This window comes from Ectopseudomonas chengduensis (assembly GCF_900102635.1).
GTDB classification, from domain to species: Bacteria; Pseudomonadota; Gammaproteobacteria; order Pseudomonadales; family Pseudomonadaceae; genus Aquipseudomonas; species Aquipseudomonas chengduensis.
The window spans coordinates 1-16,523 of record NZ_FMZQ01000028.1 but is presented as its reverse complement, the minus strand read 5'-3'; the positions used below and the strand labels follow the sequence as shown (position 1 = coordinate 16,523).

Genomic DNA, 16,523 nt, shown 5'->3' with positions numbered 1-16,523 from the left:
TCGGCAGCCGAGCAGACCAGGATCGCGCCGTCCATCTGGGCAGCACCGGTGATCATGTTCTTCACGTAGTCGGCGTGACCCGGGCAGTCAACGTGTGCGTAGTGACGTACGGCAGAGTCGTACTCCACGTGCGCAGTGTTGATGGTGATACCACGAGCCTTCTCTTCCGGAGCGCTATCGATCTTGTCGAAGTCGACCTTGGCCGAACCGAAAACTTCGGAGCAGACGCGGGTCAGAGCAGCGGTCAGAGTGGTTTTACCGTGGTCAACGTGACCGATGGTGCCGACGTTGACGTGCGGTTTGTTACGTTCGAATTTTTCCTTAGCCACGACAGTAAACCTCTTACTTAAAGGGCGGGATTAGCCTTGTTTTTTAACCAGTGCTTCGACGATGTTCGCCGGAGCCTCTGCGTACTTGGAGAATTCCATGGAGTAGCTGGCGCGACCCTGGGACATGGAACGGACGTCGGTAGCGTAACCAAACATCTCGCCCAGCGGAACTTCGGCACGGATAACCTTACCGGACACCGAATCTTCCATACCCTGGATCAGACCACGACGACGGTTCAGGTCACCCATCACGTCGCCCATGTAATCCTCAGGAGTTACCACTTCTACCTTCATGATCGGCTCAAGCACCTTACCGCCACCCTTCTGGGCCAGCTGCTTGGTCGCCATGGAGGCAGCGATCTTGAACGCCATCTCGTTGGAGTCGACGTCGTGGTAGGAACCATCGAACACGGTCGCCTTCAGGCCGATCAGCGGATAGCCGGCAACAACGCCGTTCTTCATCTGCTCTTCGATACCCTTCTGGATCGCCGGGATGTATTCCTTCGGAACCACACCACCTACGACTTCGTTGGTAAACACCAGACCTTCGGTGATGTTGCCCTTGTCGTCCACGTCCGGAGTCGAGAAACGAATCCAGCAGTGACCGAACTGACCGCGACCACCGGACTGACGAACGAACTTACCTTCGATCTCGACAGCGTCCTTGGTGATGGTTTCACGGTAGGAAACCTGTGGCTTGCCGATGTTGGCCTCGACGTTGAATTCGCGCTTCATGCGGTCAACGAGGATGTCCAGGTGCAGCTCACCCATACCAGAGATGATGGTCTGACCGGTTTCTTCGTCAGTCTTGACGCGGAACGACGGGTCTTCCTGAGCCAGCTTGCCCAGTGCAATACCCATCTTCTCCTGGTCAGCCTTGGTTTTCGGCTCTACAGCTACCGAAATGACCGGCTCCGGGAAGTCCATGCGCTCGAGGATGATCTGCTTGTCCGGATCGCACAGGGTTTCACCGGTAGTGACGTCCTTCATACCGATCAGAGCCGCGATGTCACCAGCGCGCACTTCTTTGATCTCTTCACGCTGGTTGGCGTGCATCTGCACCATACGACCAACGCGCTCTTTCTTGCCTTTCACGGAGTTGATGACCGACTGGCCAGACTCCAGAACGCCCGAGTAGACGCGCACAAAGGTCAGCGTACCGACGAACGGGTCGGTAGCGATCTTGAACGCCAGAGCCGAGAACGGCTCGTTGTCGTCGGCATGGCGCTCGTCGTAATCGCCTTCGGCGATTTCCTCTTTCGGCTTGTCGGCCAGATCCGGGTGAATACCCTTGATCGCAGGGATCTCGGTCGGAGCAGGCAGGAAGTCGATGACAGCATCGAGAACCAGGGGAACACCCTTGTTCTTGAACGAGGAGCCGCAGACAGCCGGCACGATCTCGCTCGCCAGGGTACGGGCGCGCAGACCAGCCTTGATCTCTTCGGCCGACAAGTCACCTTCTTCAAGGTACTTGTTCATCAGCTCTTCGTTGGCTTCGGCAGCAGCCTCAACCATGTTCGAGCGCCACTCGTTGGCCAGGTCTACCAGCTCAGCAGGAATCTCTTCCTCACGATAGGTAGTGCCCTTGTCGTCTTCGTTCCAGTAGATTGCCTTCATCTTGATCAGATCAACCTGACCTTCGAAGTTCTCTTCTGAACCGATGGCGATCTGAATCGGTACCGGGGTGTGGCCCAGACGGTTCTTGATCTGACCGACGACGCGCAGGAAGTTGGCACCAGCACGGTCCATCTTGTTCACGTAGACGATACGCGGAACGCCGTACTTGTTGGCCTGACGCCATACGGTTTCGGACTGCGGCTCAACGCCCGAAGTACCACAGAACACAACGACAGCACCGTCGAGCACGCGCAGCGAGCGCTCTACTTCAATGGTGAAGTCAACGTGACCGGGGGTATCGATGACGTTTACGCGGTAGTTGTCGTACTGACCAACCGAACCCTTCCAGAAGGTGGTGATAGCAGCAGAAGTAATGGTAATACCACGCTCCTGCTCCTGAACCATCCAGTCGGTGGTCGCGGCGCCATCATGCACCTCGCCCATCTTGTGGCTCAGGCCTGTGTAGAACAGGATCCGCTCGGTAGTGGTGGTCTTGCCCGCGTCAACGTGGGCACAGATACCAATATTACGGTAGCGGTTAATTGCTGTATTACGAGCCATAAAGCCCTCGCAAGGTTAGTGGAGCCGGAATTAGAAGCGGTAGTGCGAGAAAGCCTTGTTGGCTTCAGCCATACGGTGCACGTCTTCACGCTTCTTGACAGCAGCGCCTTTGCCTTCAGCAGCATCCAGCAGCTCACCAGCCAGACGCAGAGCCATGGACTTCTCGCCGCGCTTGCGGGCGTAGTCTACGAGCCAGCGCATTGCCAGAGCGTTACGACGCGACGGACGAACTTCGACCGGAACCTGGTAGGTAGCACCGCCTACACGGCGGGACTTGACTTCGACCAGCGGAGCGATGGCGTCGAGAGCTTTCTCGAAGATCTCCAGGGGATCGCTGTTCTTGCGTGCTTTGACTGTGTCCAGAGCACCGTAAACGATGCGCTCGGCCACGGCCTTCTTGCCGCTTTCCATCACGTGGTTCATGAACTTGGCGAGAATCTGCGATCCGTACTTCGGATCGTCGAGAATCTCACGTTTTGCTGCTACACGACGTCTTGGCATGATAAGCCCTCAAACGGTCTTCAGGTTAGCCCGGGACTTTCGGCAAAAGCCGCGCCCGACCTTACTCTTATCGACTCAACTAAATATAAAGATTCAAGCGGCCTTATTTCGGACGCTTGGTACCGTACTTGGAACGACCTTGCTTACGGTCTTTGACGCCGGAGGTATCCAGCGAACCACGCACGGTGTGGTAGCGCACACCCGGAAGGTCTTTTACACGACCGCCACGGATCAGCACGACGCTGTGCTCTTGCAGGTTGTGGCCTTCACCACCGATGTACGAGGAAACCTCGAAACCGTTGGTCAGACGCACGCGGCATACTTTACGCAGTGCCGAGTTAGGTTTTTTCGGCGTAGTGGTGTACACGCGAGTGCACACGCCACGACGTTGCGGGCAGTTCTGCAGCGCAGGTACGTCGGATTTCTCGACGATACGCTTACGCGGCTGACGTACCAGCTGGTTGATAGTTGCCATCTACTAGCTCCACTGTTGTCTTTCGACGCTCACAAATAAAGATGGCAGAGCACAACGCCCTGCCAAATTTAGGGGTGCATGAGTCTAAAGAGACTCACGCCCCCAGTCAAGGCAAAGCCCCGCTAGCGAACTAGCGAGGCTTCGACTCAATTTCCGCTGGAGTTCAGCGCTTCGGTCAGTGCGGCTTCCACCTCACTAGCGCTGACACGCACCGGCTTGTCGGCATCACGCTTGCGCTTGCGCTCGCTGTGATATGCCAGACCGGTACCGGCCGGGATCAGGCGACCCACGACCACGTTCTCTTTCAGACCACGCAGGTAGTCGCGCTTGCCAGTAACCGCTGCCTCGGTGAGGACGCGAGTGGTTTCCTGGAAGGACGCTGCCGAGATGAACGACTCGGTGGACAGCGACGCCTTGGTGATACCCAGCAGTACGCGGGTGTACTTGGCGACGAATTTGTCCTCTTCGGCCAGACGCTCGTTCTCGCCCAGAACCTGGGTGAGCTCCATTTGATCGCCCTTGATGAAGGACGAATCGCCGGACTCGCTGACTTCGACCTTACGCAGCATCTGACGCAGGATGGTCTCGATGTGCTTGTCGTTGATCTTCACGCCCTGCAGACGGTAAACGTCCTGGATCTCGTTGACGATGTACTTGGCCAGCGCGCTCACACCCAGCAGACGCAGGATGTCGTGCGGATCGCTCGGGCCGTCGGAGATAACTTCGCCGCGGTTCACTTGCTCGCCTTCGAAGACGTTCAGGTGACGCCACTTCGGAATCAGCTCCTCGTACGGATCGCTACCATCGGTCGGGGTGATGACCAGACGGCGCTTGCCCTTGGTCTCTTTACCGAACGAAATGGTGCCGCTGATTTCCGCCAGGATCGAAGCTTCCTTCGGACGACGGGCTTCGAACAGGTCGGCAACGCGCGGCAGACCACCGGTGATGTCGCGAGTTTTCGAGGTCTCTTGCGGGATACGGGCGATAACGTCACCGACCGCAATCTGCGCACCGTCAGCCACGCCGACCAGGGCGTTGGCTGGCAGGAAGTACTGAGCGGGAACGTCGGTACCCGGCAGCAGCAGTTCCTTGCCGTTGGCGTCGACCATCTTGATGGCCGGACGAATGTCCTTGCCAGCAGCCGGACGATCCTTCGGATCGAGAACCTCGATGTTGGTCAGACCGGTCAGTTCGTCGGTCTGGCGCTTGATGGTGATGCCCTCCTCCATGCCGACGAAGGTCACGGTACCCTTCATTTCGGTCACGATCGGGTGGGTGTGCGGGTCCCACTTGGCGACGATGGCGCCAGCGTCGACCTTGTCGCCTTCCTTCACGGAAATCACGGCACCGTACGGCAGCTTGTAGCGCTCACGCTCACGACCGAACTCGTCAGCCACAGCCAGCTCGCCGGAGCGGGAAACCGCTACCAGATTGCCGTCCACGCGCTCGACGTGCTTGAGGTTGTGCAGACGGATCGCACCACCGTTCTTCACCTGGACGCTGTCGGCAGCCGAAGTACGGCTTGCAGCACCACCGATGTGGAACGTACGCATGGTCAGCTGGGTACCCGGCTCACCGATGGACTGCGCAGCGATAACGCCGACAGCTTCACCGATGTTGACCTGGTGACCACGAGCCAGATCGCGGCCGTAGCACTTGGCGCAGATGCCGAAGCGGGTTTCGCAGGTGATCGGCGAACGCACGACCACTTCGTCGACGCTGTTCAGCTCGATGAACTCGACCCACTGCTCGTCGATCAGGGTGCCGGCCGGAACGATGACGTCCTCGGTGCCTGGCTTGAACACGTCCTTGGCGATTACTCGACCCAGTACGCGCTCACCCAGCGGCTCGACCACGTCGCCGCCTTCGATGTGCGGCGTCATCAGCAGACCGTGCTCGGTACCGCAATCGATCTCGGTCACCACCAGATCCTGCGCCACGTCGACCAGACGACGAGTCAGGTAACCGGAGTTCGCGGTCTTCAGTGCGGTATCCGCCAGACCTTTACGAGCACCGTGAGTGGAGATGAAGTACTGCAGAACCGACAGACCTTCGCGGAAGTTCGCGGTGATCGGCGTTTCGATGATGGAGCCGTCCGGCTTGGCCATCAGACCACGCATACCGGCCAGCTGACGGATCTGGGCGGCGCTACCACGAGCACCGGAGTCCGCCATCATGTACATGGAGTTGAAGGACTCCTGCTCGACGGTCTTGCCTTCGCGATCGACAACCGGCTCTTTCGAGAGGTTGGCCATCATCGCCTTGGAGACTTCATCGTTGGCCTTCGACCAGAGGTCGATCACCTTGTTGTACTTCTCGCCCTGGGTAACCAGGCCGGAGGCGTACTGCGATTCGATTTCCTTCACTTCCTCGGTGGCGGCGTCGATGATGCGCGCCTTCTCGTCCGGGATGACGAAGTCGTTCACGCCGATCGACACACCGGAGATGGTCGAGTAAGCGAAACCGGTGTACATCAGCTGGTCAGCGAAGATCACGGTGTCCTTCAGACCAACGGTGCGGTAGCACTGGTTGATCAGCTTGGAGATCGCCTTCTTCTTCATCGACTGGTTGACCACGTCGTAAGACAGGCCGGCCGGTACGATCTGGAACAGCAGCGCGCGGCCGACGGTGGTGTCGACGATGCGGGTGTTCTTGGTGATCGAACCATCTTTCTCTTTGATGGTTTCGTTGATACGCACTTTCACGCGGGCGTGCAGGGACGCTTCGCCGGCGCGGAACACGCGGTCGACTTCCTGCAGGTCGGCGAAGACGCGACCTTCACCCTTGGCGTTCACCGCTTCACGGGTCATGTAGTACAGACCCAGTACCACGTCCTGCGACGGCACGATGATCGGCTCACCGTTGGCGGGCGACAGGATGTTGTTGGTCGACATCATCAGCGCGCGCGCTTCGAGCTGGGCTTCCAGGGTCAGCGGCACGTGAACGGCCATCTGGTCACCGTCGAAGTCGGCGTTGTACGCGGCGCAGACCAGCGGGTGCAGCTGAATCGCTTTACCTTCGATCAGTACCGGTTCGAACGCCTGGATGCCCAGGCGGTGAAGGGTCGGCGCACGGTTGAGCAGGACGGGGTGTTCGCGGATCACTTCAGCGAGAACGTCCCACACTTCCGGCAGCTCGCGCTCGACCATCTTCTTGGCGGCCTTGATGGTGGTCGCCAGACCACGCATTTCCAGCTTGCCGAAAATGAACGGCTTGAACAGCTCGAGAGCCATCTTCTTCGGCAGACCGCACTGGTGCAGACGCAGGGTCGGGCCCACGGTGATCACGGAACGACCGGAGTAGTCCACGCGCTTACCGAGCAGGTTCTGACGGAAGCGACCTTGCTTACCTTTGATCATGTCGGCCAGCGACTTCAGCGGACGCTTGTTCGAGCCAGTGATGGCGCGACCGCGACGGCCGTTGTCGAGCAGGGCGTCGACCGCTTCCTGCAGCATGCGCTTTTCGTTGCGCACGATGATGTCCGGCGCGGACAGATCGAGCAGGCGCTTCAGACGATTGTTACGGTTGATCACGCGGCGGTACAGATCGTTCAGGTCGGAAGTGGCGAAACGGCCACCATCCAGCGGAACGAGCGGGCGCAGATCCGGCGGCAGAACCGGCAGAACGGTCAGCACCATCCACTCCGGCAGGTTGCCGGAGTCCTTGAAGGCTTCCATCAGCTTCAGGCGCTTGGACAGCTTCTTGATCTTGGTCTCGGAGTTGGTCTGCGGAATTTCTTCGCGCAGGCGGCCGATCTCGTGATCCAGGTCGATGGCGTGCAGCAGCTCGCGCACGGCCTCGGCGCCCATGCGCGCGTCGAAGTCATCACCGAACTCTTCGAGGGCTTCGAAGTACTGTTCGTCGTTCAGCAGCTGACCCTTCTCGAGGGTAGTCATGCCCGGGTCGATCACGACGTAGCTCTCGAAATAGAGCACGCGCTCGATATCACGCAGGGTCATGTCCATCAGCAGGCCGATACGCGACGGCAGCGACTTCAGGAACCAGATGTGGGCGACCGGCGAGGCCAGTTCGATGTGCGCCATGCGCTCACGACGAACCTTGGCCAGGGCCACTTCAACGCCGCACTTCTCGCAGATCACACCGCGGTGCTTGAGGCGCTTGTACTTGCCGCACAGGCACTCGTAGTCCTTGACCGGGCCAAAGATCTTGGCGCAGAACAGGCCGTCGCGCTCTGGCTTGAAGGTACGGTAGTTGATGGTTTCCGGCTTTTTAACTTCACCGAACGACCACGAACGGATCATCTCAGGCGAGGCCAATCCGATACGGATGGCGTCGAACTCTTCGATCTGACCCTGGTTTTTCAGCAAATTCAGTAGGTCTTTCAAGGCCTTTCCTCCTGGCGGAGCGGGCAGCGAGCTGGACTAGCCCCGCTGCCGATTCACGTCGTGTTATTCGGTTTCCAGATCGATATCGATGCCGAGCGAACGGATCTCTTTGATCAGTACGTTGAAGGACTCGGGCATGCCCGGCTCCATACGGTGATCGCCATCCACGATGTTCTTGTACATCTTGGTACGGCCGTTCACGTCGTCCGACTTCACGGTCAGCATTTCCTGCAGGGTGTAGGCGGCGCCATAGGCTTCCAGTGCCCAGACCTCCATCTCCCCGAAACGCTGACCACCGAACTGCGCCTTACCACCCAGCGGCTGCTGGGTAACCAGGCTGTAGGAACCAGTGGAACGGGCGTGCATCTTGTCGTCCACCAGGTGGTTCAGTTTGAGCATGTACATGTAGCCGACGGTAGTCGGACGCTCGAACTGGTTACCGGTACGACCGTCGAACAGGCGCATCTGGCCGCTCTCCGGCAGATCAGCCAGCTTCAGCATGGCCTTGATCTCGGTTTCCTTGGCGCCGTCGAACACGGCAGTCGCCATCGGTACACCGCCTTTGAGGTTCTTCGCCAGCTCGAGGATCTCGGTATCGGAGAACTCGTCGAGGTTTTCCTGACGGCCACCGATCTCGTTGTAGATCTCAGCGAGGAACTTGCGCAGTTCGGCGATCTTGCGCTGCTCTTCGAGCATGCGGTTGATCTTCTCGCCCAGGCCCTTGGCCGCGAGGCCCAGGTGGGTTTCGAGAATCTGACCGACGTTCATACGCGACGGAACGCCCAGCGGGTTCAGTACGATGTCAACCGGAGTACCGTTGGCGTCATGCGGCATATCTTCGACCGGCATGATCACCGAGACCACACCCTTGTTACCGTGACGACCAGCCATCTTGTCACCCGGCTGGATGCGACGGCGGATGGCCAGGTAAACCTTGACAATCTTCAGTACGCCCGGCGCCAGGTCATCGCCCTGCTGCAGCTTGCGCTTCTTGTCTTCGAACTTGTCGTCGAGCATCTGACGGCGGTCGGAGATGTAGGCCTGAGCCTTCTCCAGCTGCTCGTTCAGGGCGTCGTCGGCCATGCGCAGTTTGAACCACTGGCCACGCTCAAGACCGTCGAGGAACTCGTCGGTGATCGCGGTACCTTTCTTCAGACCAGCGCCGCCTTCGGCGATAGCGCCAACCAGAGCGGAACGCAGACGCTCGAAGGTCGCGCCTTCGACGATGCGGAACTCTTCGTTCAGGTCCTTGCGGATCTCGTCCAGCTGCATCTTCTCGATGGACAGGGCGCGCGAGTCGCGCTCCACGCCATCACGGGTGAAGACCTGCACGTCGATGACGGTACCCTTGGTGCCAGTCGGCACGCGCAGGGAGGTGTCCTTAACGTCAGAGGCCTTCTCACCGAAGATCGCACGCAGCAGCTTCTCTTCCGGAGTCAGCTGGGTCTCGCCTTTCGGGGTGACCTTACCGACCAGGATGTCGCCCGGGCCGACTTCGGCGCCGACGTAGACGATACCGGCTTCGTCCAGCTTGTTCAGAGCAGCTTCACCCACGTTCGGGATGTCAGAGGAGATTTCCTCTGGGCCGAGCTTGGTGTCACGCGCCACACAGGTCAGTTCCTGAATGTGGATCGTGGTGAAGCGGTCTTCCTGAACCACGCGCTCAGACAGGCAGATGGAGTCTTCGAAGTTGAAGCCGTTCCACGGCATGAACGCCACGCGCATGTTCTGACCCAGCGCCAGTTCACCCATATCGGTGGACGGGCCGTCAGCCATGATGTCGCTACGCGCCACCTTGTCACCTTTGCTCACCAGCGGACGCTGGTTGATGCAGGTGTTCTGGTTGGAGCGGGTGTATTTGGTCAGGTTGTAGATGTCGACACCGGCTTCGCCAGTTTCGACTTCGTCATCGTTGACGCGAACCACGATACGGCTGGCATCGACGGAGTCGATCACACCACCACGACGGGCCACGACGCAGACACCGGAGTCACGGGCGACGTTGCGCTCCATGCCGGTACCTACCAGCGGCTTGTCGGCGCGCAGGGTCGGTACAGCCTGACGCTGCATGTTCGAACCCATCAGTGCGCGGTTGGCGTCGTCGTGCTCGAGGAACGGAATCAGCGAGGCAGCGACGGAAACGACCTGCTTCGGCGACACGTCCATCAGGGTCACGTCTTCCGGCGCCTTGACGGTGAATTCGTTGAGGTGACGTACGGCTACCAGCTCGTCGATCAGCTGACCCTTGTCGTTCAGGGTCGCAGACGCCTGGGCGATAACGTGGTCGGCCTCTTCGATGGCGGACAGGAACACGATCTCGTCGGTGACCTTGCCTTCCTTGACCACGCGGTACGGGCTTTCCAGGAAGCCGTACTGGTTGGTGCGGGCGTAGGCAGCCAGCGAGTTGATCAGACCGATGTTCGGACCTTCCGGCGTTTCGATCGGGCACACGCGACCATAGTGAGTCGGGTGTACGTCGCGGACTTCGAAGCCTGCACGCTCACGAGTCAGACCACCTGGGCCAAGTGCGGAAACACGACGCTTGTGGGTGATCTCGGAGAGCGGGTTGTTCTGGTCCATGAACTGCGAGAGCTGGCTGGAACCGAAGAACTCTTTCACCGCCGCCGCAACCGGCTTGGCGTTGATCAGGTCCTGCGGCATCAGGCCTTCGCTTTCGGCCATCGACAGACGTTCCTTGACCGCGCGCTCTACACGCACCAGGCCAACGCGGAACTGGTTCTCGGCCATTTCGCCGACGCAACGTACACGACGGTTACCCAGGTGGTCGATGTCGTCGACGATGCCCTTGCCGTTACGGATGTCGACCAGGGTCTTCAATACGGCAACGATATCTTCCTTGCTCAGCACGCCCGAACCTTCGATCTCGGTACGACCGATACGACGGTTGAACTTCATGCGGCCAACGGCAGACAGGTCGTAACGCTCGGCGCTGAAGAACAGGTTGTTGAACAGGGTCTCGGCAGCATCCTTGGTTGGCGGCTCGCCGGGACGCATCATGCGGTAGATCTCGACCAGCGCTTCCAACTGATTGGTAGTGCTGTCGATCTTCAGCGTGTCGCTGATGAACGGACCGCAGTCGATGTCGTTGGTGTACAGAGTCTCGAAGCGAACCACCTGCGCCTTGGCCATCTTGACCAGCAGGTCGGCAGTCAGCTCGGTGTTGCACTCGGCGATGATTTCGCCGGTAGCCGGGTGCACGATCGCCTTGGCAGTGGTACGGCCAATGACGTAGTCGAGCGGAACTTCCAGCTCTTTGATGCCAGCCTTGTCCAGCTGGTTGATGTGGCGAGCCGTGATACGACGGCCCTGCTCCACGATCACCTTGCCGCTGCCGTCCTTGATGTCGAGAACGGCGATTTCGCCGCGCAGACGCTGCGGAACCAGCTCCAGGCTCAGGCTCTCGCCCTTCACATGGAAGACGTTGGTGTCATAGAAGGCATCCAGTACTTCTTCAGTGCTGTAGCCCAGTGCGCGCAGCAGGACGGAAGCCGGCAGTTTGCGGCGACGGTCGATACGCACGAATACCGCGTCCTTCGGATCGAACTCGAAGTCCAGCCAGGAGCCGCGGTAAGGAATGATGCGAGCGGAGTACAGCAGCTTGCCCGAGCTGTGGGTCTTGCCACGGTCGTGGTCGAAGAACACACCCGGCGAACGGTGCAGCTGGGACACGATCACACGCTCGGTACCGTTGATGACGAAGGTACCGTTCTCGGTCATGAGCGGAATCTCGCCCATGTACACTTCCTGCTCTTTGATGTCCTTGATCGCTTTGTTCGACGATTCTTTGTCGAAAATGATCAGGCGCACTTTCACGCGCAGCGGCACGGCGAAGGTCACGCCACGCAGGACGCACTCCTTGACGTCGAACGCCGGCTCGCCCAGGCGATAGCCGACGTACTCCAGGGCGGCGTTGCCGGAGTAGCTGATGATCGGGAATACCGATTTGAAGGCCGCATGCAGGCCGATGTCGCGGAACTGTTCCTTGCTCACCCCTTGCTGCAGGAATTCGCGGTACGAATCCAGCTGGATGGCCAGGAGGTAAGGCACATCCATGACATCCGGCAACTTGCTAAAGTCCTTGCGGATACGTTTTTTCTCAGTGTATGAGTAAGCCATCAGCGTTCCCCAGCTTGGTCACCTGCTTGTTTGGCCAGCGCCGGCGGCGGTGACCAGAAAATCGTGCAAACCCTCGGTTTGCAACCGCCTCTCGGGCGGGGTCTTTTCGGCTCCAGGCCGGCTGTTGAACAGCCAACCTAGAACGGAAAAAGGCCGGTGGCAAAAGCCACCAGCCATCAGCCTTGTGCGAGTCGCTCGGGCTGTAGACGCAAGGTACGAACTTACTTGAGCTCGACCTTGGCGCCAGCTTCTTCCAGCTTCTTCTTGGCGTCTTCAGCAGCTTCTTTGGTCAGACCTTCAGCGATGACCTGAGGAGCGGTGTCAACCTTCTCCTTGGCTTCTTTCAGGCCCAGACCGGTCAGCTCGCGAACAGCCTTGATCACGTTCACTTTCTTGTCGCCGGCTTCAGCCAGGACAACGTTGAACTCGGTCTGCTCTTCGACAGCAGCAGCGGCAGCAGCCGGGCCGGCGGCAACAGCGGCAGCAGCGGTAACGCCGAAGGTTTCTTCCATCGCTTTGATCAGCTCAACGATTTCCATAACGGATTTCTGGCCGATAGCTTCGATGATTTGCTCGTTAGTCAGAGACATGACTATCAATTCCTGTATTGGGGTGACGGCCTACGCGACCATCAAATTAAACGTTTGATTTCGAAAGGGCTCACGCTGCCTTAGGCAGCAGCAGCTTCTTTCTGGTCGCGAATGGCTGCCAGAGTGCGAGCGAGTTTGCTGGTGGCGCCTTGAATAACGCTCATCAGCTGGGCGATGCCCTCGTCGCGGGTCGGCAGACTTGCCAGTACGTCGATCTGGTTTGCTGCGAGGTACTTGCCCTCGAACGCAGCTGCCTTGATCTCGAACTTGTCCTGACCCTTGGCGAACTCCTTGAACAGACGAGCAGCAGCGCCCGGGTGTTCGTTGGAGAATGCGATCAGGGTCGGGCCTTTGAACACGTCGTTGAGCACGTCAAACTGAGTGCCTTCAACGGCGCGCTTGAGCAGGGTGTTACGCACGACTTTCACGTACACACCAGCTTCGCGGGCCTCTTTACGGAGTCCGGTCATTGCGCCGACGGTCACGCCACGGGCATCAGCCACGACAGCGGACAGACCGGCTTTGGCAGCCTCGTTGACTTCAGCGACGATGGCCTTCTTGTCTTCGAGTTTAATTGCCACGGGTTTACTCCTGGTTTTTACCGTATCGCCGAACCGGAGCTCGGCGGCGTTTTGGTGTCTGATTCGGTAACGAATCGGGAGCACCATCTGCGTAGGCCATCAGGCGAACCTGACATTTAAAACGCGAGTCACCTACGGTCTTGGATAGCCCCCGCCAGGCAGGGACCCCAATCTTTCAAAGCCGGCAGCCCATGGCTACCGGCCCAATCACTTACGCGTCGAGCGAAGCCTGATCGATGATCAGACCCGGACCCATGGTGGTGCTCAGGGTCACGCGCTTGACGTAGATACCTTTCGAGGTCGACGGCTTCAGACGCTTCAGGTCGGACAGCAGGGCTTCCACGTTCTGCTTCAGCGCAGCGGCTTCGAAGCCGACCTTGCCAACGGAGGTGTGGATGATGCCGTTCTTGTCGGTACGGAAACGCACCTGACCAGCCTTGGCGTTCTTGACAGCGGTAGCGACGTCCGGAGTAACGGTGCCGACTTTCGGGTTCGGCATCAGACCGCGCGGGCCCAGTACCTGGCCCAGCTGGCCAACGACGCGCATGGCGTCCGGAGAAGCGATGACCACGTCGTAGTTCAGATCGCCTGCCTTCATTTCGGCAGCCAGGTCGTCCATACCAACCTTGTCAGCACCGGCAGCCAGAGCAGCTTCAGCGCCCGGACCCTGGGTGAACACGGCAACGCGTACGGTCTTGCCAGTGCCGTTCGGCAGAACGGTGGCGCCACGTACAACCTGGTCGGATTTACGCGGATCTACACCCAGGTTCACGGCGACGTCGAAGGACTCGGTGAACTTGACGGCAGACAGCTCGGCCAGCAGGCCGGCAGCTTCTTCAAAGGTGTATGCCTTGCCGGCTTCAACCTTGGCCGCGATGGCCTTTTGGCGCTTGGTCAACTTAGCCATTACACACCCTCCACGTTCAGGCCCATGCTACGAGCGGAGCCGGCGATGGTGCGCACGGCCGCATCCAGGTCAGCGGCAGTCAGATCAGCCTGCTTGGTCTTGGCGATCTCTTCCAGCTGAGCACGGGTAACGGTGCCTACTTTGACGGTGTTCGGACGAGCGGAACCGCTGGTCAGGCCGGCGGCCTTCTTCAGCAGTACCGATGCCGGGGTGCTCTTGGTTTCAAAGGTGAAGCTGCGGTCGCTGTAAACGGTGATGATCACAGGAGTCGGCAGACCGGGTTCCATGCCCTGAGTCTTGGCGTTGAACGCCTTGCAGAATTCCATGATGTTCACGCCGTGCTGACCCAGAGCGGGGCCGACGGGTGGCGACGGGTTTGCCTGACCGGCTTTAACCTGCAGCTTGATATAAGCCTGAATCTTCTTAGCCATTAGCTACTCCAATTTCGGGTTCGAACGCCTGACGGCTCCCCGAGGTTACTTACGCATTTATCCCAGTGACGACAAAACCCCGCAGCCTAAGGCTGCGGGGTGAGGGATGCTTATGTCAGTTATGCCTTCTCGACCTGACTGAACTCCAGCTCGACCGGGGTGGAGCGACCGAAAATGGTCACAGCAACCTGGATGCGGCTCTTCTCGTAATTCACTTCTTCGACCACACCACCGAAATCGGCGAACGGGCCATCGACAACTCGTACCATCTCGCCCGGCTCGAACAGCGTCTTCGGCTTGGGCTTGTCACCACTATCGGCAACACGACGCAGAATGGCTTCGGCTTCTTTCTCGGTGATCGGCGCCGGTTTGTCGGCCGTACCACCAATGAAGCCCATGACGCGCGGCGTATCCTTGATCAAGTGCCAAGTCGCCTCGTTCATTTCCATCTGCACCAAAACATAGCCAGGGAAGAACTTGCGCTCACTCTTGCGCTTCTGACCATTGCGCATCTCGACCACCTCTTCAGTGGGAACGAGAATCTCGCCAAAGTCATCTTCCATACCAGCCAGTTTCACGCGCTCGATGAGCGAGCGCATCACATGCTTCTCGTAACCCGAGTAGGCATGCACGACGTACCAACGCTTAGCCACGAGACACCCTTAACCAACAATCAGGGAAACAAGCCAACCGAGCAGGGAATCAAGCCCCCACAGCAGCAGCGCCATCACCAGGACCACCGCAACCACGATCAGAGTGGTCTGCATGGTTTCCTGACGGGTCGGCCAAACAACTTTACGAATCTCGACACGCGCTTCTTTCAGCAGCACCGCGAACGCTTGACCACGAGCAGTCTGAAACGCCACGAAAGCAGCAACAGCACCCAACGCAACCAAGCCCAGAACGCGATACAGAACCGGCTCAGCAGAGAAGTACTGATTACCGACAACACCCACAGCAACCAGGGCAGCGACAACCAGCCACTTGACCAGATCAAAGCGAGAGTCTTTGGCTTCAGCCTTAACATTCATTCGAGAGGATCCTGTGAAAGACACGCCAGATTCGTTAGAAAATGGCAGGTCAGGAGGGAATCGAACCCCCAACCTGCGGTTTTGGAGACCGCCGCTCTGCCAATTGAGCTACTGACCTAAAGCAAAATCAGGCCGACCATTATGCCGGCCTGAGAGGAACAGATCAACCGATTACTCGACGATCTTGGCAACCACGCCAGCACCAACGGTACGGCCGCCTTCGCGAATTGCGAAACGCAGGCCATCTTCCATGGCGATCGGCTTGATCAGGGTAACAACCATTTTGATGTTGTCGCCCGGCATTACCATCTCAACGCCTTCCGGCAGTTCGCACGAACCGGTCACGTCAGTGGTACGGAAGTAGAACTGAGGACGGTAGCCCTTGAAGAACGGGGTGTGACGACCACCTTCTTCTTTGGACAGAACGTACACTTCAGCTTCGAACTTGGTGTGCGGCTTGATGGTGCCCGGCTTGGCCAGAACCTGACCACGCTCGACTTCATCACGCTTGGTGCCGCGCAGCAGCACGCCGCAGTTCTCACCAGCACGACCTTCATCCAGCAGCTTGCGGAACATCTCAACGCCGGTGCAGGTGGTCTTGGTGGTCGGACGCAGACCAACGATTTCGATTTCTTCCTGGATACGGACGATACCGCGCTCTACACGACCGGTAACTACAGTACCGCGGCCGGAGATCGAGAACACGTCTTCGATCGGCATCAGGAACGGACGATCGATGGCACGAACCGGCTCAGGGATGTAGCTGTCCAGAGTTTCCACCAGGGTTTTCACCGCAGTGGTACCCATGCCATTGTCGTCCTGGCCGTTCAGAGCCATCAGCGCGGAGCCGATGATGATCGGAGTGTCGTCACCCGGGAAATCGTAGGTACTCAGCAGGTCGCGAACTTCCATCTCGACCAGTTCCAGCAGCTCAGCGTCGTCAACCATGTCAGCCTTGTTCAGGAAGACAACGATGTACGGTACGCCAACCTGACGGGACAGCAGGATGTGCTCACG

General features: G+C 58.9%; 13 protein-coding genes and 1 tRNA gene. All 14 read right to left on the bottom strand.

Annotated features, from left to right (window positions below; translation table 11 throughout):
- Positions 1-329: GTP-binding protein (locus BLS08_RS25400; RefSeq protein WP_244155391.1), on the bottom strand; the 329-nt coding region annotated here is incomplete at its 3' end.
- Positions 330-359: 30 nt separating this feature from the next.
- A complete protein-coding gene (fusA, locus tag BLS08_RS25395; RefSeq protein WP_026088454.1) occupies positions 360-2,507 on the bottom strand; it encodes an elongation factor G in 2,148 nt (715 codons plus the stop codon).
- Positions 2,508-2,537: 30 nt separating this feature from the next.
- Complete coding sequence (gene rpsG, locus BLS08_RS25390; protein ID WP_003246741.1) at positions 2,538-3,008, bottom strand: 30S ribosomal protein S7; 471 nt, start codon at positions 3,006-3,008, stop codon at positions 2,538-2,540.
- Between the two features lie 103 nt (positions 3,009-3,111).
- Positions 3,112-3,483, bottom strand: coding sequence for a 30S ribosomal protein S12 (gene rpsL, locus BLS08_RS25385; protein ID WP_003463319.1), 372 nt, complete (start codon positions 3,481-3,483; stop codon positions 3,112-3,114).
- 146 nt (positions 3,484-3,629) lie between these two features.
- Positions 3,630-7,829: a DNA-directed RNA polymerase subunit beta' gene (rpoC, locus tag BLS08_RS25380; protein WP_017675624.1), complete on the bottom strand. Its 4,200-nt coding sequence runs from the start codon at positions 7,827-7,829 to the stop codon at positions 3,630-3,632.
- 63 nt (positions 7,830-7,892) lie between these two features.
- On the bottom strand, positions 7,893-11,966 hold the full coding sequence (gene rpoB, locus BLS08_RS25375; RefSeq protein WP_021488825.1) for a DNA-directed RNA polymerase subunit beta: 4,074 nt from the start codon (positions 11,964-11,966) through the stop codon (positions 7,893-7,895).
- Between the two features lie 221 nt (positions 11,967-12,187).
- A complete protein-coding gene (gene rplL / locus BLS08_RS25370; protein ID WP_013717352.1) occupies positions 12,188-12,556 on the bottom strand; it encodes a 50S ribosomal protein L7/L12 in 369 nt (122 codons plus the stop codon).
- A gap of 80 nt (positions 12,557-12,636) precedes the next feature.
- Positions 12,637-13,137, bottom strand: coding sequence for a 50S ribosomal protein L10 (gene rplJ, locus BLS08_RS25365; protein ID WP_003463333.1), 501 nt, complete (start codon positions 13,135-13,137; stop codon positions 12,637-12,639).
- A gap of 211 nt (positions 13,138-13,348) precedes the next feature.
- Positions 13,349-14,044 carry a 50S ribosomal protein L1 gene (gene rplA / locus BLS08_RS25360; protein ID WP_017675626.1) on the bottom strand — a complete coding sequence of 232 codons (696 nt, stop codon included), beginning with the start codon at positions 14,042-14,044 and terminating at the stop codon, positions 13,349-13,351.
- Entirely contained in the window at positions 14,044-14,475 is a 432-nt protein-coding gene (rplK, locus tag BLS08_RS25355) for a 50S ribosomal protein L11 (protein WP_004373444.1), read from the bottom strand. Before rplK ends, rplA begins: the two co-directional genes overlap by 1 nt.
- 119 nt (positions 14,476-14,594) lie before the next feature.
- Entirely contained in the window at positions 14,595-15,128 is a 534-nt protein-coding gene (gene nusG / locus BLS08_RS25350; RefSeq protein ID WP_004373446.1) for a transcription termination/antitermination protein NusG, read from the bottom strand.
- A gap of 9 nt (positions 15,129-15,137) precedes the next feature.
- Positions 15,138-15,506 (bottom strand): preprotein translocase subunit SecE, encoded by a 369-nt coding sequence (secE, locus tag BLS08_RS25345; RefSeq protein ID WP_017675627.1) that lies wholly within the window; start codon positions 15,504-15,506, stop codon positions 15,138-15,140.
- Between the two features lie 42 nt (positions 15,507-15,548).
- Positions 15,549-15,624 (bottom strand) — tRNA-Trp (locus BLS08_RS25340).
- Between the two features lie 53 nt (positions 15,625-15,677).
- Positions 15,678-16,523, bottom strand: an 846-nt coding sequence (locus BLS08_RS25335; RefSeq protein ID WP_090337742.1) for an elongation factor Tu, incomplete at its 5' end; no start/stop codon positions are given.